This window comes from Flavobacterium psychroterrae (genome assembly GCF_018380615.1).
Lineage (GTDB): Bacteria > Bacteroidota > Bacteroidia > Flavobacteriales > Flavobacteriaceae > Flavobacterium > Flavobacterium psychroterrae.
This window is the reverse complement of record NZ_JAGYVZ010000007.1, coordinates 92,423-115,491: the sequence shown is the minus strand read 5'-3', so window position 1 is coordinate 115,491 and position 23,069 is coordinate 92,423. Positions and strand designations below refer to the sequence as shown.

At 32.7% G+C, this 23,069-nt stretch carries 17 protein-coding genes and 1 other RNA gene; 10 read left to right on the top strand and 8 right to left on the bottom strand.

Annotation, left to right across the window (positions count from 1 at the left end; translation table 11 throughout):
- Positions 1-44 precede the first annotated feature (44 nt).
- Positions 45-1,295, bottom strand: a complete 1,251-nt coding sequence (locus tag KHA90_RS09595; RefSeq protein ID WP_213298454.1) for a DEAD/DEAH box helicase — start codon at positions 1,293-1,295, stop codon at positions 45-47.
- A gap of 487 nt (positions 1,296-1,782) precedes the next feature.
- Positions 1,783-2,820: a formimidoylglutamase gene (locus tag KHA90_RS09590; RefSeq protein ID WP_213298451.1), complete on the bottom strand. Its 1,038-nt coding sequence runs from the start codon at positions 2,818-2,820 to the stop codon at positions 1,783-1,785.
- A gap of 97 nt (positions 2,821-2,917) precedes the next feature.
- Between KHA90_RS09590 and KHA90_RS09585 the strand changes: the two genes are divergently transcribed.
- Positions 2,918-3,796 carry a hypothetical protein gene (locus KHA90_RS09585; protein WP_213298448.1) on the top strand — a complete coding sequence of 293 codons (879 nt, stop codon included), beginning with the start codon at positions 2,918-2,920 and terminating at the stop codon, positions 3,794-3,796.
- Between the two features lie 426 nt (positions 3,797-4,222).
- Here KHA90_RS09585 and hutI read toward each other — a convergent pair whose 3' ends face one another.
- Positions 4,223-5,458 (bottom strand): imidazolonepropionase, encoded by a 1,236-nt coding sequence (gene hutI, locus KHA90_RS09580; protein WP_213298445.1) that lies wholly within the window; start codon positions 5,456-5,458, stop codon positions 4,223-4,225.
- Between the two features lie 209 nt (positions 5,459-5,667).
- A complete protein-coding gene (locus KHA90_RS09575) occupies positions 5,668-6,720 on the bottom strand; it encodes a glutaminyl-peptide cyclotransferase (protein WP_213298442.1) in 1,053 nt (350 codons plus the stop codon).
- 87 nt (positions 6,721-6,807) lie between these two features.
- Here KHA90_RS09575 and ffs point away from each other — a divergent pair.
- The 4 genes from ffs (at position 6,808) to KHA90_RS09555 (ending at position 10,390) form a co-directional block, all read left to right on the top strand.
- Positions 6,808-6,905, top strand: an RNA gene (gene ffs, locus KHA90_RS09570) — signal recognition particle sRNA small type.
- A 179-nt stretch (positions 6,906-7,084) separates the two neighbouring features.
- Positions 7,085-8,545, top strand: a complete 1,461-nt coding sequence (locus tag KHA90_RS09565; RefSeq protein WP_213298439.1) for an MBOAT family O-acyltransferase — start codon at positions 7,085-7,087, stop codon at positions 8,543-8,545.
- A gap of 3 nt (positions 8,546-8,548) precedes the next feature.
- The gene (locus tag KHA90_RS09560; RefSeq protein ID WP_213298436.1) at positions 8,549-9,502 is read left to right on the top strand and encodes a hypothetical protein; all 954 of its coding nucleotides are present in this window, start codon (positions 8,549-8,551) and stop codon (positions 9,500-9,502) included.
- Positions 9,503-9,586: 84 nt separating this feature from the next.
- Complete coding sequence (locus tag KHA90_RS09555; protein ID WP_213298435.1) at positions 9,587-10,390, top strand: SDR family oxidoreductase; 804 nt, start codon at positions 9,587-9,589, stop codon at positions 10,388-10,390.
- Positions 10,391-10,420: 30 nt separating this feature from the next.
- Here the strand turns inward: KHA90_RS09555 and KHA90_RS25730 are convergent, their stop codons facing one another.
- On the bottom strand, positions 10,421-11,707 hold the full coding sequence (locus tag KHA90_RS25730; RefSeq protein WP_213298432.1) for a GAF domain-containing sensor histidine kinase: 1,287 nt from the start codon (positions 11,705-11,707) through the stop codon (positions 10,421-10,423).
- 266 nt (positions 11,708-11,973) lie between these two features.
- Between KHA90_RS25730 and fsa the strand changes: the two genes are divergently transcribed.
- Together fsa and KHA90_RS09540 are read left to right on the top strand one after the other, a co-directional pair.
- Positions 11,974-12,630 carry a fructose-6-phosphate aldolase gene (fsa, locus tag KHA90_RS09545; RefSeq protein ID WP_213298428.1) on the top strand — a complete coding sequence of 219 codons (657 nt, stop codon included), beginning with the start codon at positions 11,974-11,976 and terminating at the stop codon, positions 12,628-12,630.
- Between the two features lie 90 nt (positions 12,631-12,720).
- Positions 12,721-13,218, top strand: coding sequence for a hypothetical protein (locus KHA90_RS09540; protein WP_213298425.1), 498 nt, complete (start codon positions 12,721-12,723; stop codon positions 13,216-13,218).
- A gap of 201 nt (positions 13,219-13,419) precedes the next feature.
- Here KHA90_RS09540 and KHA90_RS09535 read toward each other — a convergent pair whose 3' ends face one another.
- The 3 genes from KHA90_RS09535 to KHA90_RS09525 form a co-directional block, all read right to left on the bottom strand.
- Complete coding sequence (locus KHA90_RS09535) at positions 13,420-14,874, bottom strand: MFS transporter (RefSeq protein ID WP_213298422.1); 1,455 nt, start codon at positions 14,872-14,874, stop codon at positions 13,420-13,422.
- A 179-nt stretch (positions 14,875-15,053) separates the two neighbouring features.
- Complete coding sequence (locus KHA90_RS09530; protein ID WP_213298419.1) at positions 15,054-15,755, bottom strand: LytR/AlgR family response regulator transcription factor; 702 nt, start codon at positions 15,753-15,755, stop codon at positions 15,054-15,056.
- Complete coding sequence (locus tag KHA90_RS09525; RefSeq protein ID WP_213298416.1) at positions 15,745-16,797, bottom strand: sensor histidine kinase; 1,053 nt, start codon at positions 16,795-16,797, stop codon at positions 15,745-15,747. Before KHA90_RS09525 ends, KHA90_RS09530 begins: the two co-directional genes overlap by 11 nt.
- Before the next feature lie 269 nt (positions 16,798-17,066).
- Here KHA90_RS09525 and KHA90_RS09520 point away from each other — a divergent pair, with 269 nt between their 5' ends.
- The 3 genes from KHA90_RS09520 to KHA90_RS09510 all read left to right on the top strand — a co-directional run bounded on the left by KHA90_RS09520 (position 17,067) and on the right by KHA90_RS09510 (position 22,901).
- The gene (locus KHA90_RS09520; RefSeq protein ID WP_213298413.1) at positions 17,067-20,255 is read left to right on the top strand and encodes a SusC/RagA family TonB-linked outer membrane protein; all 3,189 of its coding nucleotides are present in this window, start codon (positions 17,067-17,069) and stop codon (positions 20,253-20,255) included.
- An 11-nt stretch (positions 20,256-20,266) separates the two neighbouring features.
- Positions 20,267-21,790, top strand: coding sequence for a SusD/RagB family nutrient-binding outer membrane lipoprotein (locus KHA90_RS09515; protein WP_213298410.1), 1,524 nt, complete (start codon positions 20,267-20,269; stop codon positions 21,788-21,790).
- Between the two features lie 88 nt (positions 21,791-21,878).
- A complete protein-coding gene (locus KHA90_RS09510; protein ID WP_213298407.1) occupies positions 21,879-22,901 on the top strand; it encodes a glycosyl hydrolase family 18 protein in 1,023 nt (340 codons plus the stop codon).
- The last annotated feature ends 168 nt before the right edge of the window (positions 22,902-23,069 follow it).

The following is a 23,069-nucleotide window of genomic DNA, read 5'->3' as shown; positions in this document are numbered from 1 at the left end:
CGTGTTCAGAGTTTATTTACAATATACTTGTACGAATGACAGGTTTAGTACCAGCGTTTTTTATTTTGCTTTGAAGCTTCTGATTTTCTTGATTTATGCGCTCCACCGCTTCGGTTTGAATTTTTAGGTTTCTCTGCCGTTGCTTCAGGACTTCCTGCATGCCATTGATACGGATGATCTGAAATAGTTTTCACATCAACTTTTATCAATTTCTGAATGTCTTTCCAGTAAGCATGTTCGTCTTTACTACAAAAAGAAATCGCAATTCCTCCGTTTCCTGCACGTCCGGTTCTACCAATTCTGTGCACGTAAGTTTCAGGAATATTAGGTAAATCAAAATTAATTACAAATGGTAATTGGTCAATGTCAATTCCACGTGCAGCAATATCTGTAGCAACAAGAACACCAACTTCTTTGTTTTTGAAAGCATCAAGAACACGTTGTCTTGCATTTTGCGATTTATCACCGTGAATTGCTTCGGCTGCGATATTATTTTTTCTAAGTGCTTTTACAACATTATCAGCTCCGTGTTTTGTTCTTGAAAAAACCAAAACGTTTGATAAATCTTCGTTTTTGATCAAATGATATAAAAGATTTCTTTTTTCTGTTTTTTCAACAAAATAAACGCGTTGTTCTACATTTTCGGCTGTTGATGAAACCGGAGAAACTTCTACTTTTGCCGGATCCTGTAAAAACATCTCGGCTAATTCGCGAATTGCAATTGGCATTGTAGCAGAAAACAGTAAAGTCTGACGGTTTTTAGGCGTTAATTTTACGATCTTTTTTACGTCGTTAATGAAACCCATATCAAGCATTTGATCTGCTTCATCTAAAACTAAAGTGTGTAAATGATCTAAATCAAGAAACCCTTGTTTTTGTAAATCCAATAATCTTCCCGGCGTTGCAACTAAAATATCAACTCCGTTTTTTAACGCATCGACTTGCGGATTTTGCGAAACTCCACCAAAAATGGTCAATTGAGTTAAGTTGGTATATTTGCCATAAGTGTCAAAACTTTGTCCAATTTGAACCGCTAATTCACGAGTAGGCGTAACTATAAGAGCACGAATTACTTTGGCTTTTTTTGTTGAACCTACAATTCTGTGTAACTGATGTATGATTGGGATTGCAAATGCAGCGGTTTTTCCTGTACCGGTTTGGGCACAACCAATTAAATCCCTTCCTGCCAAAACAATCGGGATAGATTGTTCCTGAATAGGAGTAGGGTTAAGGTAGCCTTCTTCAAATACGGCTTTTTGTATACTTTTTGAAAGTGATAAATCTTCGAATAACATATCTTAGGTATTAAGAATTTAGTTTTAAGTACTAAAATTCTGTGCAAAGATAGGTTTATTCGACCAATCGTTTATTTGAATCTTGTATTATTTGCCAAATGCGCTAATTTCCAGTCCTTAATATCTTAACAAATTAAAGCTTTAGTCGCAAATTATAAATTTATTGAACACATAGAAATATTGTATTTTGCGTAAACACTGTGCTTTTTAAAACAAGTAAAAAACGACTTTTTAAGTGCATTAAATCTATGTCCCGATAGCTATCCTAACGTCTGGACACAAGTACAAAACAAACACGAATTTCACTAATTGACACTAATTTAGTTTGTGGAATTAATTTCACAAACTAGATTAACCTATTAAAATTTGTGCAAATTCGTGAAATTCGTGTTCAAAATTGATTAATAATATTTGTGTCCAGATGGTAGGATAGCTATCGGGACTATGTGTTTAATTGAACATTTATTAATTACACCAATCGGTTAAATTACTCTTTTTCGTTATTGGCTTTGATAAAATCAGTAATCAGATAACCAATTAATTTACCAATTAAATTATTGTTTGGAGAGTCGGCTAAATCCGGCGCGCCTTCGCAAATATGCAAATAAGTGGCATTTCTGTGCTGTCCGAAAAACGATATAAACTGGCGTAATTCTTCCACAGAAAATCCGCTGATTGTCATAGCGCTGCTGGCAATATTAGGAATTGCATCCAAATCTATTTCAATACCAAAAGAATCTGTTTTGATAAATTCTAAAGCCAAGGCCATTTCCTTTTCAAAATCTTTTTCCTTACGGATATTTACGCTGTCATAAGTATTGTAACGAACTCTGTCTTCCAGTTTTTTGATAATATCCAAAACACTTTTTGAAGTGTAGTTTTCGTGCAAACCAAAAATGAAATATTTTTTCAGGAAACCTTCTTCATAAGCATAAGAGAAACCGTTTCCGCTGTGACGCCCTTCCAGAATTCTAAAATCCGAATGTGCATCAAAATTAATGGCGTTGATTGGTTTTCCTTTGGCTAAAGCCGAACCTTTTATATTCCCGTAGGCATTATTATGGCCTCCGCCGATGATAATTGGAGTTTTTCCGGCTTTTATAATCGTAAAGATGATATGGGAAACTTCTTTGTCAATTTTTTCAACTAACTGACTTAATTTTGAGCGATCGTCGATATCGTTGAAATCGAGATTTTCGACATCACGCATTTCTTCAGTAACATTAATATGTCCTAAAACAATGATCTGACTTCCTTTTGAAAAACGATTGTGCTGAATGTTTGCAATGCTCTTTATAGCATTTTCCCATGCAGATGCTGTTCCGGGTCTTCCGTAGTTGGCACGCACACCAATATCTTCGGGAATTCCCAAAAGAACATATTTGGCTTCGCTTTCTTTTAGAAATTCGACCTTATCGACTCCTTTTGGGATGATAATCATCTTTTCTCCAAACTTTATTTCACCACTTCGATGATTTGTGACTTTTGCTAAATCATTGATAGTAAACGGGACTAATTTCTCCATGAAAAAAATTTATTTTCCAAAAATAATATAATTGTATTAACTTACGTTATAACCTTATATTAATTCTTAAATTTGTTTTAAAGAAAATTTTTTAAATATGGAAAACCCGAAGAACAACAACTCAAGTCTAAAAGCGGTAATCGCAGTTTTAGCAGTCCTACTGATTGGTAGCTTAGTGTATATTTTTAAATTGTCGTCAGATTCAGATGTTACAAAAACTGAACTTACGTCAACATTGACAGAGAAAGAATCTGTTATGAAAGATCTGCAAGAGTTAAAAACAACTTATGATGCAGCAATCGCAGAAAACACGTCAATGTCTGATGAGTTAATTCAGGAAAGAGATAAAGTAGTCGCTCTAATGGATGATTTAAACAAATCAAAAGGTGATGTATCTAAATTTAGATCTCAGGTTCAGGCTATGCAAGGTAAAATGAAAACCTTAGTGGCTGAAAATGACGAATTGAAAAAACAAAATGGTGTTTTAACAGTTCAAAGAGATAGTACAATTGTAGTTTTAGGTGAATCTAAAAAGTATAATGAAGTATTAGTTGGTCAAAACGAAGAATTGGCTAAAACTGTTGAAAAAGGTGCTAAATTGTCAATTTTGAATACAAAAACTGCAGCTTACAAATTGAAAAGCTCAGGGAAACAAGTTGAAACTGATAAAGCAAGCCGTGCTGACGTTTTGAAAATTAGTTTTACTGTTGCTGAAAACTCAATCGCTAAATCTGGTGATAAAACGTATTATGTACAAGTTATCGACTCTAAAAACAATGTTTTAGGAGATAAAAAAACAGAAAGCTTTGGCGATAACACTTTAACTTATAGTTTTAAAACTACTGTTAAGTACGAAAACAAAACAGTTAACGTAAGTGAAGATTTACCAGGTAAAGATTTTGCTAAAGGAGCTTATTTTATCAATGTTTTTGATAATGACGAATTAGTTTCTAAAACTAGTTTTAACTTAAGATAATAATATCTGTCGTTTAAGTAAGAATACCACTAAAATATTAAAGGTCTGTGATTTTTCACAGACCTTTTTTTATGGAATAATACTAATTAATTAGTTAAGTTGTGCCTTTAGGTACTCAATATTGGTAGGATTATAGTTTCGTAAATATGTTAACGTGCCGTAGGTACGCAATAAAATGATAGCTATTGCGTACCTACGGCACGCTAAATTCATTCCCATTTCTGATTTCTACCAATATTTAGTGCCTGACGGCACAAAATGCAGACTTTTAATTTTTGATCTGCGATTATGTATTGAAAAGAGGATGTCTCAAAACTAAAACAACTCCTTGAGAATTGAATATTTGAGATATGCGCTCCGACAGGAGTCCGAATAAAAAACAGAAAAAGAGGCTATTTAAAGAGTTGTTAAACAGCTTCTTATAATTTATAAAATTTCACCTTCGACAAAAACACTTTCAATCAGGTTACTGCCAAAAGCATACGGAATTTGATAATACGATGAAATAGGTTTTGTAAGGATCAGGTTGGCTTTTTTGCCTTTAGTAATACTTCCGTGAGTTTGGGAGATTCCCATTGCGTACGCGCCATTTATAGTTGCTGCGTTGATGGCTTCTTCAGGCGTCATTTTCATTTTGATACAAGCCGTTGCAACCACAAAGTTCATATTTCCTGATGGAGTAGAACCAGGGTTAAAATCTGTTGCCAATGCCAGCGGAAGTCCGGCTTTTATCATTTCTCGTGCCGGCGTATACGGAATACTTAAAAAGTAGGAGCATGATGGTAGTGCTACAGGCATTGTTTCGGTTTTTTTTAAAGCTTCAATATCTTCCGGTGTCATAATTTCAAGATGATCCACAGAAAGGGCGTTAAATTTAATTCCTGCCTGGATTCCTCCAATAGAATTAAACTGATTGACGTGAATTTTCGGCTTTAAGCCGAATTTAATTCCCGCTTCCATTATATTTTCTGTTTCTTCAACAGAAAAATAACCCGTTTCACAGAAAACATCAACATAATCTGCTAATTTATTTTGGGCGATTTCAGGAAGCATTTTAGTTATGATTTCATCAATATAACCCTCTTTGTTTTCTTTATAATGAACAGGAAAAGCATGTGCACCCAAAAATGTGGCTTTGATAGTAACTGGATAATTATCAGCCAGTTTTTTAATAACTCGTAACATTTTCAGTTCGCCTTCGATCGTTAAACCGTAACCGGATTTTATTTCGACAGCTCCGGTTCCTAAATGCATGACTTCTTCTAACCGAAGTTTTGATTGTTCGTAGATTTCTTCTTCAGAGGTTTCATTCAGTTTTTTAGCCGAATTTAAAATTCCACCACCGCGATTGGCGATTTCTTCATAGGAGAATCCGTTGATTCTGTCTACAAATTCCTGTTCGCGATTTCCTGCATATACAATATGTGTATGGCTGTCGCACCAGGATGGCAAAACAATTTTTCCTGTAGCATCAATAACTTTATCAGCTTTGATTTCAGGAAGATTTTCCATAGCACCAAAATCCTCAATTAGATTATTTCTTAAAATTAAAAAAGCATTTTTTATGGTAGGAAGTATTGCCATTTCTGCTCCTGAAATTTTTGCAATTGAAGTTTCACGAACCTGAAGTAATTCTTTTATATTTTTGATAAGAGTAATCATAATTGGTATTTAGTTGTATTGAAGAAAAAGCTTTTTTGATATTTAGTTATCAAAGTAAAACACAAATTTGCTTCGCCTATTCCCTTCGGTCGGGTCACAAATTAGCACTAATTTAATTCGTGAAAATCTGTGAAATCTGTGTTGTTATTAAAATTTGAGTTGAAATATTGGAATTTGGAATTTAAAAATTGAATATTTCCCTTTAGTTTTTATTCCGAAACTCTGATTTCGAACATTTTGCTCCAGTTTTTACCTGTTACAAAAATTGTTTTGGTTTTAGGATTGTAGGCAATTCCGTTTAAAACATCATCTTTAGTAATGTCAGTCATAGATTTGCGCAAATCCGGCATGTTTAAAATTCCTTCAACAGCTCCCGAAGCTGGATTTACAACCGCAATTGCATCTTTGAACCAAACATTAGTATAGATTTTTCCGTTAATCCATTCTAATTCATTAATAGCTTTAATTTTTGAATCTCCTGAATATACGTTGATATAATCTACCATTTTTTGAGTAGCCGGATCAACTTTCCAAATTTTCTCCGTTCCGTCAGTTTGATAAATGTATTTACCGTCATTTGTCATTCCCCAGCCTTCAATTTCTTTCTCGTAATCAAAAGTTTTTTCTAATTTTAATGTTTTGGCATCATAGATAAAACCTTTTTTGTTTTTATAAGTCAATTGAAATAATTTTCCACCTATAAAAGTGATTCCTTCACCAAAATATTCTTTGTCAAGATCAATTTGTTTGTAAATTTTTCCTGTTTTGTAATCGTATTTTTTAATGTGCGAAGCGCCTTCTTGCCCTGTGCTTTCATACAATGTATCGTTGTAAAATTCAAAACCTTCAGTAAAAGCTTGTTTGTCGTGAGGATAAGTATTGACAACTTTGTATTTTAATAATTTAGGCTCAATATTCGAAACTAATTCGATACGTTTTGTAGCATCAGAGGAATCAGATCCAAAATACACTGTTGCTTTTAAATATTGATATCCTAGTTTTTGATCTTTTAATGCATATTTAAATTTTTCGGTACCTTTTGTACTTCCTACTTTTTTATCATTAATAAAGTATGCAACGCTGTCAATTTCTTTCGAATTTGGATTCAAAATTCCAATAGAAATTGATTCTTGTTGTTTAAAATGTGCCGGAAAAGCCGAATCATCGATGTTAAATAAAGAATTTTCACCTTTTTTTGTATCTCCACATCCAATTAATGTGATTCCTAATAAAATGATAGTTAGGAAGTTATATTTTTTCATAGTTTAAAATTTGAATAAGCCAATATACGACGATATTTTTATAGCAACAAGGCCTTGCAAAAATATAAAAAGATTGTATATTTGCACCGGCAAGTCCTACACGACCAGCTCCTGCAGACTCCCCCAGGATGGGAACATAGCAAGGGTACGTGGTTGAGCGGTGCGATGTAGGTCGCTTGCCATTTTTTTTTAATCTGAATTTATATTCAGATTTTTTTTTAGAATTAATTCAAATGCAGTCTTCCTTATGGAAGATTTTTTTATTTTTGGAAAATGTTAAAATTTTTATAGGGCAATTAGTTGAATGTAAAAAGTAGCTTTAAGGTTTTTAATGTATGAATAATTAAAACTAAATAAAATAAAAATGCTTTTTAATTCTTTGAATTTTGCACTGTTTTTTATCCTGATTTTTATACTTTATTGGTTTGTAACTAATAAAAGTTTAAAATTACAAAATATACTTCTATTAGTTTCCAGTTATGTTTTTTATGCTTTCTGGGATTGGCGCTTTTTATTTTTACTTATTTTTTCAACTTTACTGGACTATTATTCGGGAATTAAAATTTCGAATGCTAAGAATGAAAGCTCTAAAAGATTTTGGTTTTGGTTGAGTATTTCTGTAAATCTTGGCTTTTTAGGCATTTTTAAGTACTATAATTTTTTTGTAACGTCATTTGCAGATCTATTTTCAAATTTTGGATATGTTCTAAATCCAAAAACTTTAAATGTTATTTTACCAGTTGGTATTTCATTTTATACCTTTCATGGATTATCATATGTTATTGATATTTATAAAGGAAAAATTAAAGCAGAGAGAAACTTCGTTGATTATGGAGTCTTTGTTAGCTTTTTTCCATTATTAGTAGCGGGACCCATTGAGAGGGCAACTCATCTTTTGCCTCAGATAAAAAAAGCAAGAAAGTTTGATTATGAAACGGCTGTCAATGGTTTAAGGCAAATCTTATGGGGGCTTTTTAAGAAAATTGTAATAGCTGATACCTGTTCAATTTTTGTTGATGATATATTTCAAAATTATTATAATTATACTGGAGGTACACTAATATTAGGTGCTTTTCTTTTTTCTTTTCAGATATATTGTGACTTTTCAGGATATTCTGATATAGCAATAGGAGTAGCAAAATTACTGGGAATTGATTTGATTATAAATTTCAAAATGCCTTATTTTTCAAGAAACATTGGCGAATTCTGGAGACGATGGCATATTTCGTTATCAAGTTGGTTTAGGGATTATGTTTATATTCCGCTTGGTGGTTCAAAAGGAAGTCAGTTTAAATCGATTCGCAATATTTTAATTATTTTTATTTTAAGTGGTTTTTGGCATGGAGCCAATTGGACTTTTATAATTTGGGGATTGCTAAATGCGCTATATTTTATTCCGTCATTTTTAATGAAGAATAACAGAAAATATGTTGGAAATAGTTTTCAAAGTGGTTTTTTATCGAAAATAAAAGAAGTTTTTGATATTTTTATAACCTTTGGTCTCACAACTTTTGCCTGGATATTTTTTAGATCAAATACATTAACTGATGCTGTTGGCTATCTGAAAGGGATTTTTAAACCTTCAGATTTCTTTAATATTCATACTGCTTTAACTTATGAAGTCAGTATAAGACCTTTATTTATTTCTATTTTTATATTCCTTATTATTGAATGGTATTATAAAAATGAAGAAGTTATTTTTACAAAGTCTTGTGATACGAGAACGGCAACATTTTTCAAATACATTTGTTACATATTTGTAATAATTAGTATTTTGTTATCAATTAGAAATCAATCAACTAGTTTTATTTATTTTCAATTTTAAACTATGAGAAAATTTATTTTAAAATTGACAAGTACGACTGTTGTAATATATTTGCTATTGTCCGGATTGCAATTAATAATTGATTTTTATTTAAAAAAGGACAGTTGTTGTAATAATAATACCTGGCATCATATATTTGAAGGTGAAGTTCAGGCAGAAGTGGTTGTTTTAGGAACATCCAGAGCAGAGGTGCATTATGATACTCAAATTATAAAAAATATAACAGGGTTGAAAACTTATAACATTGGATTAAGCGGTACACATTATAATCTTTTGAAAATTAGATGGAAATCATATCTTAATCATAATAAAAAGGCTAAAATTTTAGTATTAGATTATAATTCATTACTGGACTCTGAAAGTTTATTTAATAAATTTCAATATTTACCTTATTTAAATACAAATGAATATGGAGAAGTTGCAAAAGGTGTAGATAAAGACTATTATTTTGAGAAGTTTATTCCGATTTATAAATACAGGGGATACAAAATGAATGTTTACAATCAAATCAAATCATTAAGCAATCCTGATTTTTGTTCTAATAATGTGAATGGATATGTTGAAAACGATATAAATTGGATACAAAAAGATCAGTTGAGTTTTAATAAAATTATCAAAAGAGATAAAGCAAAAGATATATTTTCTGTAAAGAATTATAAAAAAGGATTGGCTGTTTTACGTGAAATAATTAGAGATTGTAAAGCTAACAATATAAAAGTGATTTTTGTTGAGTCTCCATCTTATTATAAATCAAGTGAGTATATGGCATTTAATAAAAAAGGGATAAACAGTATTATAAGGAAGATTTCAATGGACAATGAAATAAAATATTATAATTTTTCAAAAGATTCTTTATGTTTTGATAAAGGAAACTTTTATAATTCAATGCATATGAATAAGGTTGGTGTAGGTGTTTTTTCAAAAAAAATTGCCGAAATACTTAATAAGGAAAAGTAAATTTGTGTTTGTCACTTTAGTTTAAAGTGTTTTCTGGTTTTTACCGGAAATTTAGAATATTAATGAAATAATATAATTAGTTAAATGAATAAAGTCGTTTTAATTACCGGAGGATCCTCAGGGATTGGAAAATCAATTGGAGAATTTTTACATAAAAAAGGTTTCGTGGTTTATGGAACGAGTCGAAATCCTGAAAAGGTATTCAATTCAATTTTTCCATTGATTGCTTTAGATGTTCGAAATGCTGAATCAATTCAATCTGCCGTGGCTAAAATTATTGCCACTTCCGGTCGATTAGATGTTGTAATTAATAATGCTGGTGTTGGAATCACAGGACCGTTAGAGGAAATCCCGACGCAGGAAATCAGGAATAATTTTGAAACCAATTTTTTTGGTCCAATTGAAGTTATGAAAGCGGTTTTGCCACAAATGCGGGAACAAAAATCTGGTTTGATTATTAATATTACGTCGATTGCTGCTTATATGGGATTGCCTTATCGTAGCGTTTATTCAGCATCAAAAGGGGCATTAGAATTAATTACCGAGGCTTTGCGTATGGAAGTAAAGTCATTTGGAATCGAAATTACAAATGTAGCACCTGGCGATTTTGCAACAAATATTGCTTCAGGTCGTTACCATGCGCCGGTTGTAAAAGGTTCTGCTTATGAAAAAGTCTATGGTGATACGCTTGCAACTATGAACGAACATGTTGATGCGGGAAGTAATCCTAACGAAATGGCAGAAGCAGTTTATAAAATCATGCAGCAGAAAAAACCAAACGTACATTATAAAGTAGGTGCTTTTATGCAGAAGTTTTCGATTGTTTTAAAGCGCGCGCTTCCGGATAAAATCTATGAAAAGATGTTAATGAATCATTATAAGTTATAATAAATAGAGTGGGAGCAAAATTTGATATTTTTATTCTATCGGAATAAAAATATCAAATTTTGCTCCTTGATTTAAAGCTCCTTCTGCTTTAATAAAACCGTTATGGTTTTCTACAATTCGTTTTACTATAGTAAGTCCAATTCCGGTACTTTTCAAGGGTTTAGTGTGCAATGCCTGGAAAAGTCCAAATATCTTTTCGCTATATGTTGGCTCGAACCCAATACCGTTATCTGCAATTGTTATTGTATAATATTTAGTAAGCGGCGAAAGCTTTTCTAATTGTCCATTTGTGATTTTTGCTGATACCGTTATGACTAAATTTCGGTCAGGGCTTGCAAATTTTAATGAGTTATTGATAAGATTATAAAGCAATTGCCTGAATTGAAATTCTATTATGGAGAGTTTTCCTAATTCCTGTATATCAAAAGTTACATTTTTGTTTTCAAACTCATTGGTAAGATCTTCAATAACATCTTTAGCGATAATATTTAAGTCTTTTACTACGAACTTTCTATCGTCAAATTTCGTTTTAGAATAGATTAAAAGATCATTTATAAGGTTTTGCATTCTAAAAGCCGAAGTCTTGATTTTATGAAAAGCAGCTTTTCCTTTTTCGGATAAATTGCTGGATTCTTCTCGTTCAATTGTGTCTGTAAAAAGCTGGATTTTTCTTAAAGGTTCCTGCAAATCGTGGCTTGAAATATAGTTGAAAGCTTCTAGCTCACTGTTCATTTTTTCAAGTGAGATATTTTTTTCAATCAGTTTTTTCTCGATACTTTTTTTCTCATCAACTGTTTTTTTAAGAAGATTCGTTTTTTCTTTTAAAACCTGCTTATTTTCTACTGATTGTTCAATTGCCGAAAGGTGAAACGAAATTAGCAGAGCAAATAAATTGAACATTTCGCTAATTCTGAATTCTTTCAGGCTGTTTGGTTTTGGGTCAATGGCACATAAAGTTCCAAAAAATGTTCCGTCCTGACGAATAATGGGTACAGAAATATAGCTCTGTAATTTATACATTGCTGGAGTATGATGATCGTGATAATGGGGATCTTCGCTTACATTGTCGATTATTACAGGTTTTGGATCTTTCCTGATTTCGTTGCAAATCGTTGTTTTTATTTTTAATTCGTCTCCTGGTTTTAAACCAAAAAGAACGTTGTCCTGAACGCTGCAAGTTATCCATCGATCCTCAGTAACCCGCGCTATTGCTGCAAAACCCATTCCGGTTGTTTGGCAAATAACGTTGAGTAGAGTAGGAACAATTGATATGTTCCCGATATTGACTATATCTTGTTTGAAATTATCTTCTAGCACTTTTGGGGGGAATTTTGATGGTATAAAAGTACAAAAATAAAATTGGTTACATCTTACATGATTACCACTAATGGATTCTGGTTTTTAGAATTTTTTTTTAGTTTTTTATTTTATGGAAATTATAAATCGTAATTTCGCACGGAATTTGCGTTAGGGATAGGAACGATATCCTTTTATTTTTTTTCTTTAGAAAAATAAAAGATATAGTGGATAGCCCGACCCTTGGGGAACGCCCAAAAAATGAACACAATTAAATAGATATAATTATGAAATTTTTTATTGACACAGCTAATTTAGCTCAGATTAAAGAAGCACAGGCTTTAGGTGTTTTAGATGGTGTAACGACTAATCCGTCATTGATGGCAAAAGAAGGTATTACCGGGAAAAACAGCATTTTAAAGCATTATGTTGACATTTGTAATCTTGTTGAAGGTGATGTTAGTGCTGAAGTTAATGCGCTGGATTATGATGGAATGATCAAGGAAGGTGAAGAATTAGCGGAATTACATGAGCAAATCGTGGTGAAATTACCTATGACAAAAGAGGGTGTGATGGCTGCAAAATATTTCTCTGATAAAGGAATCAAAACAAACGTTACACTTGTGTTTTCTGCAGGTCAGGCTTTATTGGCTGCAAAAGCCGGAGCTACTTATGTTTCTCCTTTTATTGGTCGTTTAGATGATGTATCAACTGATGGATTGAATTTGATTGAAGAAATCAGATTGATTTATGATAACTATGGTTACGAAACTCAAATTTTAGCTGCTTCTGTGCGTCATACAATGCATATTGTAAATTGTGCTAAAATTGGTGCTGATGTTATGACCGGACCGCTTTCTGCAATTTACGGATTGTTGAAACACCCGCTAACTGATATTGGATTGGCTCAATTTGTTGCTGATTTCGAAAAAGGAAATAAGTAATACTTTAGATAAATAATTCTTAAAATCGTCATTTTTCAATAGAAAGATGACGATTTTTTTTATATTTATATGTCTCAAAAAGAATTATATATGAAAAAATTTATCTTGGTTTTAGTTTTTTTGATTGGAAATATGGCTGTAAATGCTCAGGCGGCTAAAATTTTAAAGCATGTTAATGAAGCGGGCGACGTGGCTAGTTTTGAGCTGGATTGCTCGAAACAATTTCAGACTCTGGCGAAAGGTTTGCGGTATAATATTACCCGTCATGAGTTTAAAGGTCCGGAATTAAAAAATACGTACCGATTGTTGTTGGTTATGGATGGTTTTTATTCGAAGATATTGAATAATACAATGACTATATCGGCAGTTTTAACTGATGGAACTATTATCGACGCTAAAAAAATTATTGAAGAAGATGGTTATTTTGATGGCGCTTGTACGCTGAAAATAAAAGATCCTAAAGCACTTTTAGAAGCAAATATCGATAAGGTGATAATTCACGCTGATAAAGATGTTGTTTATACCTTAACGGCGCAAAATAAGGCTGTTTTTAAAAAGAATTTGGAGAATGTAATTAATGCGAAGTAGCTTTTTTCTAAGGTTCTGAGTTGCTGAGTTTTTAAGTACAAAGGTTCAAAGATGCAAAGGTTCAGAGGTTTTGACTTAATATATTAAACTGAGTGGTTTTTAAAAGCTGTGGGGTTTAAATAATATAGTTGTAAATAAAAAATCCCAAATTTCAATTTAAGAATTGGAATTTGGGATTTTTTTATTGTTTTTTATTTTGAATTAGTGACCTCCTGAAAGTTTTTTGTCAAAATTGATTCCTTGTTTTTTAAGGATTCCGCTTACGCTCCAGGCATAAAATGCAAGGTAAGCAAAACATACAACTCCAACTAAATAACTACTGTGAATACCAATAAATTCTGATGCAAAACCTTGCAGCCAGCTGATAACTCCACCACCCATAATCATCATAATCAAGAAACTACTTCCCTGACTTGTGTTTTTTCCTAATCCGCTTACAGCTAATGTAAAGATACATGGCCAAAGTGTACTACAGAATAAACCAACGCTTGTGAAAGCATAAATACTTACAATACCATTAGTTGACATTCCGATCGCTAATGCAATAATTCCTAATAAAGAAAATATTAGTAACATTCTTGCAGGATTTCCTTTGCTGGCAATATCAGCAGCAATTAATACCAAGATGATTAATCCATAGATATAAAATGGTGTCAAATCATGTTTCGCAATTGCATTTACGCCTAAAAATACTCCAAATGCTAAATAAGGCGCAACAAAACGTAATATTTGTTGTAAGCTTGCTTTTTCTGTAAAAGCTTCAATTGCACCAGTCCATCTTCCGATCATTAAACTTGCCCAATAAAGAGAGATGTAAGGTGAAATTTCCTGTAAAGTATAAAGAACGCCTGTTTTTGCATTTATTAGAGATTCCATATAAGCAGGTAAATTACTTGCTGTAGAAACTTCAACACCAACATAAAGGAAGATCGCAATCATTCCCATAACTAATTGTGGATATTGTAATGCTGAACTTTTTGCAGTTACGCCATCTGTAGCAATTTCTTCTTCTATTAAAGCTGGTCTGTCAGGTAAAGAAGAGAATTTTAATAAAATAGCAACTAATAAAAATGCTAAACCAAGTATTAAATAAGGGATTTTTACGCTTTCGATACTTAAAGTAGAAGCTCCTGTGCTTGATCCGAAAATAGCAAAAGTTACAATTAAGGGTCCAATTGTAGTTCCTAAATTGTTTATTCCTCCTGCTAGAGTTAAACGTTGAGATCCGGTTTTAATAGGACCTAAAGCAATTGCTAAAGGGTTTGCAACTGTTTGTTGTAATGAAAAACCTAAGGCTACAATAAATAATCCGGATAACATTAAAGGAAATGATCCGGTATTAGCAGCCGGATAAAATAATAATGTTCCTACTGCAGAAATTAATAAACCTAGCGAAAGACCATTTTTATATCCTATTCTGTTCACTAAATCTTCTTTGATTAAAGCAGAGATTCCCATATATATAAGAGATCCAACTGTGTAAGCAATATAAAATGCTAATGATACTAATTGACTTTCTCCTTGTGATAAATTGAAGGCTGTTTTAAAAACAGGAATTAGGATATCGTTACTTGCGGCAACAAATCCCCAAAAGAAGAATACGATAACAAGGGGAATAAACTGTCCCCACTTGGTTTGTACATTTTCTGAACTCATAATTTTAAATAAGGTTAATTTTTTATTTTATTGTTTTTTGAAGACCGTAAATATATTTGTTAAGTATATCAAAAAAAAATAAAAAGGCACAAATAATGTTAAATTTAAACCAACGGCATCATTTTTTCAACAATGTGTTAATTTATACCTAGTTAGAAAATGAATTTGTGAATTAGATTTTATTCAAGAATTTTGTTTTTTACCTCTTTGCTGTAATTTCTGCCTATGGGAATGGTATAGGATTGGATTTGAATACGATTTCCTTCAATAGATTTTACTTTATTCAGTGCAATTACATAAGATTTATGTATGCGTAGAAATCGATCAGCAGGTAATTCTTCAGATAATGAGGTCAGGGATTTGTGGGTAATGTAGGTTTTATCAGGGGTTACAACTTTTATGTATTCCTTCATTCCTTCAACAAATAAAATTTCCTCGATATTAATTTTCATCATTTTTTTATCGACTTTGATAAAAATATGAGAGTCGCCTTTTGTGTTTTCGACCTTAATATTATTTTTTAAATTGTATTCGGTAGTGATTTTATTGATGCATTTTATAAATCGCGGTAACGGAATGGGTTTTACTAAATAATCTAAAACATCAAGGTCATAACTTTCGGCAGCAAACTCCCTAAACGCTGTGGTTATGATTACTTTGGTTTTGTTTTCGATTAAACTAATGAGTTCAAAACCTGTCATCATAGGCATGTTAATGTCAAGAAATACGGCATCGACAGGAGTACTGTTGATGAAATCAAGCGCTTCCAGAGAATTATTGAAGGTGCCGATTACCTCAAAATCTGTAAAATTGATGAAATAATTTTGCAGGACTTTGATAGCTAATGGCTCATCGTCAATCAACACGCATTTAATCTTCATTATTAATAGGTATTTGCAAACGGATTATATAGTAGTTTAATTTCGTTTTATGTTTTAAACTGAAATCGTTTTTATAAATTAATTTTAATCTCTTTTTAGTATTCACTAAGCCAATTCCGCCTTTAGCATTTAGATTTTGTGAATTTACAAAATTATTTAAGATTTCAAAATCTAACATTTTGTTGTCGATAACTTTACAATTGATCTTAATTTTTAGATTATTATTGTTCACACCTCCGTGTTTAAAGGCGTTTTCGACCAATGAAATGAATATTAAAGGAGGCACAACAATGTCTTCGATATTGGATTCTAAATTGACCGTAACCTCAACGTTTTCAAAGCGTAACTTCTCAATTTCGATATAATTTTGAATGTAATCAATTTCTTTAATTAATGGAACAAATTTGGTTCCTTTTACATCATATAAAACATATTCCATCAAATTTGACAGTTTTATAATCACATCGGGAACTTTATCAGATGATTCTAATGATAAAGCGTATAGATTATTTAGCGTATTGAAAAAGAAATGTGGCTGAATTTGATTTTCAAGATACTTTAACTTGATTTTGAATTGGTTTTCTCTTAATGATCGGTTTCTTTCGCGTTCCCTTAACCAGGTTAAAGTCAAATAAACTGATGAAGCCATGGCAAGAACATACAATTCGCCAATACAAACGGCAACAATATGGTTGATTTCAAAAGGATGATATTCCCTGTTTGCCTCTGGCCAGATATTTTCGGAAATGATATAATAAGTTAAGGCGGTTTTTAATAAATAAATACCAAACAAACTTACTATTAATGAAAACGTATAAGTAATGTATTTCTGTTTTAGAACGTAACGCGGAACCAAAACAAAAAGATTAAAATATACTAAGGGAATGTGTAAGGAAAACTCAATTAAATTTGATTTAAACGAGTAAGGATAATCATTAAAGTACGCTCCCCATCGTAAAAAGTTAAGGGTGAAGTAGCTTCCCCAAAACCAAACGTGATTTTTAAGCTTAATGTCAAATTTTAATTTTTGAATTTCAGTCAACTTTGATTTAATGATTTAGCTGGGTTTGTTTCTTCTTAATAAATATTGTGCAACTTTAAACAATTACTGGCTAAAACGCAATTCTTTTAAATAAAATTTTATAAAAAAACGGAATTAATATATTATTTACTTGGGATAACGTTTTCGTAAAACGTATTATTGATTGTTTTGTGTCGTTGGTTTAAGGTTTTGGGTTGTTTGTTTAAAATGTTTTATTTATGTTAATTTTAACAATAAATTTATCACTTAACCAAGAAAACCATGACAAAATGAAACAAATTATGTTAATCTTTATGATTGCATTTACTGCGCAGGTCTCGCTTGCACAAGTAAAAACAATCAAAGGTTTAGTAAGCGATCAAAACGGATTGCCGCTTCCGGGAGTAAGTATTATTATTCAGGGCGGAAAAACTGCAACCCAATCTGATTATGACGGTATGTATACAATACAGGCATCTACAGGAGATGTTCTTGTTTTTTCGTATATCGGAATCAAAACTAAAACGGTAACAGTATCGACTTCAGCTACAATAAATGTGGTGCTGGCAGAAGATGCTCAAAATTTAAATGAAGTTATAGTTACTGCTTTAGGTATTAAAAGGCAGAAGAAAGAACTGGGATATGCCGTTCAGGATATAAAAGGCGATCAGTTAAATAAAGTAATTACAACCAATGTTATGACATCGCTTTCAGGTAAAATTGCCGGAGTCGATGTTTCGATTCCTGCCACCGGAGTTGCGGGAAGTACAAGAGTTATTATTAGAGGTATTTCAAGTATAGGCGAGAGTAATCAACCGCTTTATATTGTTGACGGAATCCCAATTGATAATGGTGGTTTGTCAAATGATAGTGCCGCAACAAGCAAATGGTTTGACGGAAGAGATAACGGAGACGGAATTTCCGGGATTAATCCAAATAACATTGAAAGTTTAACAGTATTAAAAGGTGCGGCAGCAGCAGCATTATATGGATCAAGAGCTTTGAATGGTGTAATTTTAATTACCACTAAAAAAGGAAGCAAAGGAAAACTTCAGGTCGAATTAACCAGCGGCGTGAGTTTTGACCGAGTAAATGCTAAATATAAAGATTTTCAAAGCGATTACGGAACTGGATCAAACGGTGTTTTACCCGATCCTATAAAAGCTCCTACAGAAATTTATGGTTATACAACAAATGCCTGGGGACCTAAGTTTTCTGAAGCGGTAGGACAACAGGTGAAAATATTTGACGGTTCAATGCGACCTTACGAAAAAGTAGAGAATAATATTCAGGATTTCTTTAGAACCGGATTTACAACTACAAATGGAGTAGCTTTATCTGGCGGAGGCGAAAATGCATTTGTCCGTTTTGGTTTTAATAACCTGAAAAATGATGACGTGATTCCGGGTTCAGGTCTGGAAAGAAATGATGCCAGTTTAAATGCTACTTTAAAATCGGATAAATTTACTTTGGATGCTAACGTAAATTATATTGCAGAAAACACCAATAACAGACCCGGTTTAGGAGATTCGCCTAATAACGTGGGATACTCATTAAGCGGATTGGCTCCGAATATCGATCAGGCATGGCTTAAGAATTATAAAAACGAGGAAACGGGTCAAATTTATCCCTGGAACAATAATGTGTATTTGCTGAATCCTTATTTCACAACTCAGGAAAATCATAACGCATCTGTAAAGAATCGTTTTATTGGGAATGTTGCCGGAACTTATCAGTTAAAAAAATGGGCAGCGTTAACATTTAGAACAGGTTTAGATAATTATGCATTTAATGCTAAGGATTTTATGGCGGCAGGAAGTACATGGCCGGGAAGAGATGAAGGATATCTTGGTTTGAATAATATCAATGTATCAGAAATGAATACTGATTTAATTGCGACTTTCAGCGACATAAAATTAGCGAAAGATTTTACTTTCTCCGGAATTTTAGGAGCGAGCAGAAGAGATTTTAAAAGAGAACAGAACTCAAGATTTGGAACAAAAATTATTGAGCCGGGAACAGAATATATCAGCAATTTTGTAAATCAGACAGAAAATGCTCCGGTTGTAACCGAAACAAGAACAAACTCCGTTTACGGTTCTGCAAAATTTGACTACAAAGGATATTTATATGCTGAGTTTACGGGTAGAAATGACTGGTTTAGCGTTATTAATAAAGATGCTTTTTATCCTGCAGCTTCGTTAGGTTTTGTGTTTTCTGATGCTTTTGGAATACAGAGCGATTCTTTTTCTTATGGAAAATTAAGAGGTTCATGGGCGCAGGTTTCAAATGCTCCGGGAGCTTATAAAAATGCATTGAACTATACCACTTTTGCATCTTATAATGGTCAGAGTGTTGTCAATATTAAAAACAGTGCCGCACCAAATCCTGATTTAACCTATCAGTCAAAAACAGGAATTGAATTTGGACTTGAAACGGCTTTCTTCAAAAACAGATTAAGAGCAGATATTACAGTATATCGTGAAGATACATCAGATCAGACACTTGATTTGCCTTCATCTGCCACTTCAGGATATGAATATATATCTGTAAATGCAGGAGAATTACGAAACGAAGGTATCGAGCTTTTTATATCGGGTTCGCCTATAAAAACGAAAGATTTTGAGTGGGGAATTGATTTGAACTTCTCAAAAAATAAAAACTCAATTCTTTCCTTACATCCGGATATTGATACTTATACTATTTCTGAGGCGCGTTGGGCCGGAGCTGCAATCGTGGCACAAGTTGGCGGACAATACGGAACTATTATGGGCAGGGATTTTTTAAGAAATGAAGCTGGAGAAAAAGTAGTTGCCGCAAATGGTTTACCCTTATTTACAGATGAAAAAGTAGCATTAGGAAAAGGACTTCCGGATTGGGCTGCGGGTTTAACAAACAGATTTTCCTATAAAGGGATTACACTTCAGTTTTTACTTGATATGAAATTTGGAATGGATGTATATTCAATGACAAATTCAGTTGCTGCCACAAAAGGACTCCTTGATGTAACTACAGAAGGCAGAGATGCATACAATCAGGCAAGAGCTCAGGCTGTAGCCAATGATCCCAATTTTAGCCAGTCTACTTGGGTACCAACTGCGGGTTATGTTGCCGAAGGTGTTGTAAATACCGGAACCGCTGATAATCCTGTATATACAAAAAACACAACTCCTGTTAATCCTCAGGATTACTGGAATACAGTTTTTAATAATACACCGGCACCGTTTGTTTATGATGCTTCATATGTAAAATTAAGAGAGGTAAGTTTAGGATATACAATTCCGAAAAGTGTGTTTGCAGGAGCAAAAATTAATTCAATTTATATCTCGGCATTTGCAAGAAACTTATTGACTTTTAGTAAAGATCTGCCAAACGTTGATCCGGAGTCAATGTATACTTCCGGAAACGGACAAGGATTTGAATATGGTTCATTACCATTTAGAAGATCATTTGGTTTTAATATTAAAGTTGCATTCTAAAAAAAGAAATTATGAAATTTAAACAGATAATAATAGCCATACTCGCATTGTTTACCGTAGTAGGCTGTACCGAAAATTTTGACGAACTGGAAAAAGATCCAGTAGCATTGTCTGCAAATCCAGCCGGTCAACTTACGTTTACCCAGTTGGCAATGTCAGGTGATGGATTTTACCAATGGCGAACTAACTTAATTTATTCAGGTGGTTTTGTGCAGCATTATGCAGGTGCTTGGAATGTAACTGAATTTGGGAGTAAATTCAAAAAAGACGACGGATATGCAACTGCATTATGGAGAAATGGTTACCAAAACGAATTGAAAAATGTAGTAGACATTCTGGAAAAAACACAAGCCGATCCTGCTGCTGTAAACATGAATGCTGTTGCAAAAATCATGAAGGTAATGGTGGCGCAACGCATTACGGATATTTATGGAGATATTCCGTATTCTGAAGCCGGATTAGGTTTTTCTAAAGCAATTGTAACGCCTAAATATGATAAACAGGAAGATATTTATACCTCCTTTTTTAAAGATTTAGAAGAAGCTCATAATCAGTTAAATGCTGGTGGCGGAGCTGTAAAAGGTGATTTGTTCTATAATGGAGACATTACAAAATGGAAAAAACTAGCCAATACTTTACGACTGCGTTTAGGAATGAGAATTTCTGAAGTAAAACCGGCAGAAGCTGAAAAGCAGGTAAAAGCGGCTTTACAGGCGGGCGTATTTACAAGCAATGAGGATAACTGTATCATGCAGCACTTAGATGCAACATTTAATGATGATCCGGCATCTATTGATTTTAGAGGGAATGGTCTGGCGTATGCTTTTAACGGAAATGAAAATGGAGATCACTTTAGTACTTTGGTCATCAACTTTTTAAAAGACAACGGAGATCCAAGATTAACAATGTACGCAAGCCCTAAAACAACAAGTGGCATTGCTTACGGAGGCGCAATACAACCGGGCGAATCTTTATATGAAGGTGTTAAACCAGGACTTTTTCAATGGGAAGTTCCAATGGGAGCAAGCTCAACGTCAGGAATACAATCTTATTTTAAGAAAAAAACAACACCATTTTTACATGTAAGCTATTCAGAAACTCAATTATTACTTGCAGAAGCCGCTTTTAGAGGCTGGGTTCCAGGAAGTGCGGCCGATTACTATAAAAAAGGTGTTGAAGCAGGAATTAAACAATTAGAAATTTATGGTGCTGAACCGGCAACTCAGGCAAGTATTGATACCTATTTAAATGCGAAACCTTTAGTAGCAGGAAAAGAAAAAGAACAAATTGGAACGCAACTTTGGATTACCTATATCTTTAATAGTATTGAAGCATATTCAAATTGGAGAAGAACAGGATTTCCGCAATTAATTCCTATCACAAATCCGGATTCTGAAACGGGAGGAATCACACCAACACGTTTGTATTATCCAAATGATGAAATGCAGAAAAACGAAACAAATTATTTAGAAGCTTTGTCCAGAATGGGTGGTAAAAATGATTGGTTGAATAAAGTTTGGTGGGATAAAAACTAGATACTAATTTCAAAATAAAGTCATGCCTGATGAGGTGTTATTTTCATTCTAATTAAAAATTAAAAACAATACGTTTAAATTAAAAATTATGATAAAAAATAAAGCCTTATTAGGCATCCTTTTTTTTATAAGTTCGCTTTTTTCAGCTTACAGTTGTTCGGTTGAAAAACAAACTGATATTGAAAATTCAAAAAAATCAGCCAGAGTTGTAGGGTATTTATCATCGGATAATATTAATAAAATGACCTCAATTCAGTTTTGTAAATTGACACATCTTAATGTCGCTTTTGCAAATCCTGATCAAAACGGAAATTTAATTTTTAACGGAGATATTGATGCTTTAATTCAATATGCGAAATCGGTTAATCCTAAAATTGTAATTAGTATTTCGTTAGCCGGTGGTGTTATATCAGAGGAACAGACTTCAAATTGGTCTTTTTTGATTGATAAACCAGAAAACCGACCAGCTTTTATTCAAAACATTATAAATTTTGTCGAATCGCATCATTTAGATGGAGTAGATGTTGATCTTGAATGGAATGCGGTGACCTCAGGATATAGTGATTTTGTTATTGAGTTAAAAAAGAACCTGATAACACATAAAAAATTATTGACAGCATCTTTGCCCAATAATTCCCGATTCGAAAATATAAATTCAGAAGCATTAAATACATTCGATTTTATAAATATAATGGCTTATGATAGTACCGGACCGTGGACTCCCAATAATCCGGGGCAACATAGTTCTTTTGATTTTGCTAAAGAAGGAATTGATTTTTGGCACAAACTTCAAAATATTCCAAGTGATAAACTAACTCTTGGCGTTCCGTTTTATGGTTACAATTTTACTTCTCCGGATGTTAAAAGTGCTACATATAGTGAAATTGTCGAATCCGGAATTCAATTTGCAGATCAGGACGAACTCGGAAAAATATATTATAACGGAAGACCAACAATTGCCCAAAAAGTGGAACTCGCTTTTCAAAATTCCGGTGGAATTATGATTTGGGAAATAGCACAGGATTCTTTTACAGAATATTCTTTATTAGATGTAATTCATGAAAAATATACAAGTTTAAAAGTTAGAACAACACGATTGTGCGGTAATTAATCATTTTAAGAATAAAAACACGATTACTATATATTAATAAGATTTTAACTCTTTGCATTTTTCGAATTAATATAAATTATATGCCATTTGAGATGCTTTTTATTCTAAATACCACAGTATTAGGTTTTTATTATAAATGATGATTTTTTATCAAATATCTAAAAACAC

Excerpts from the sequence above, each read along its gene's own strand:
- KHA90_RS09510 (WP_213298407.1), top strand. The coding sequence starts at position 21,879 with ATGATAAAAAATAAAGCCTTATTAGGCATCCTTTTTTTTATAAGTTCG.
- fsa (WP_213298428.1), top strand. The coding sequence starts at position 11,974 with ATGAAATTTTTTATTGACACAGCTAATTTAGCTCAGATTAAAGAAGCA.
- KHA90_RS09555 (WP_213298435.1), top strand. The coding sequence starts at position 9,587 with ATGAATAAAGTCGTTTTAATTACCGGAGGATCCTCAGGGATTGGAAAA.
- KHA90_RS09530 (WP_213298419.1), bottom strand. The coding sequence starts at position 15,755 with ATGAAGATTAAATGCGTGTTGATTGACGATGAGCCATTAGCTATCAAA.
- KHA90_RS09520 (WP_213298413.1), top strand. The coding sequence starts at position 17,067 with ATGAAACAAATTATGTTAATCTTTATGATTGCATTTACTGCGCAGGTC.
- KHA90_RS09575 (WP_213298442.1), bottom strand. The coding sequence starts at position 6,720 with ATGAAAAAATATAACTTCCTAACTATCATTTTATTAGGAATCACATTA.
- KHA90_RS09565 (WP_213298439.1), top strand. The coding sequence starts at position 7,085 with ATGCTTTTTAATTCTTTGAATTTTGCACTGTTTTTTATCCTGATTTTT.
- KHA90_RS09515 (WP_213298410.1), top strand. The coding sequence starts at position 20,267 with ATGAAATTTAAACAGATAATAATAGCCATACTCGCATTGTTTACCGTA.
- KHA90_RS09560 (WP_213298436.1), top strand. The coding sequence starts at position 8,549 with ATGAGAAAATTTATTTTAAAATTGACAAGTACGACTGTTGTAATATAT.
- KHA90_RS09595 (WP_213298454.1), bottom strand. The coding sequence starts at position 1,295 with ATGTTATTCGAAGATTTATCACTTTCAAAAAGTATACAAAAAGCCGTA.
- hutI (WP_213298445.1), bottom strand. The coding sequence starts at position 5,458 with ATGATTACTCTTATCAAAAATATAAAAGAATTACTTCAGGTTCGTGAA.
- KHA90_RS09535 (WP_213298422.1), bottom strand. The coding sequence starts at position 14,874 with ATGAGTTCAGAAAATGTACAAACCAAGTGGGGACAGTTTATTCCCCTT.
- KHA90_RS09590 (WP_213298451.1), bottom strand. The coding sequence starts at position 2,820 with ATGGAGAAATTAGTCCCGTTTACTATCAATGATTTAGCAAAAGTCACA.
- KHA90_RS09585 (WP_213298448.1), top strand. The coding sequence starts at position 2,918 with ATGGAAAACCCGAAGAACAACAACTCAAGTCTAAAAGCGGTAATCGCA.
- KHA90_RS09540 (WP_213298425.1), top strand. The coding sequence starts at position 12,721 with ATGAAAAAATTTATCTTGGTTTTAGTTTTTTTGATTGGAAATATGGCT.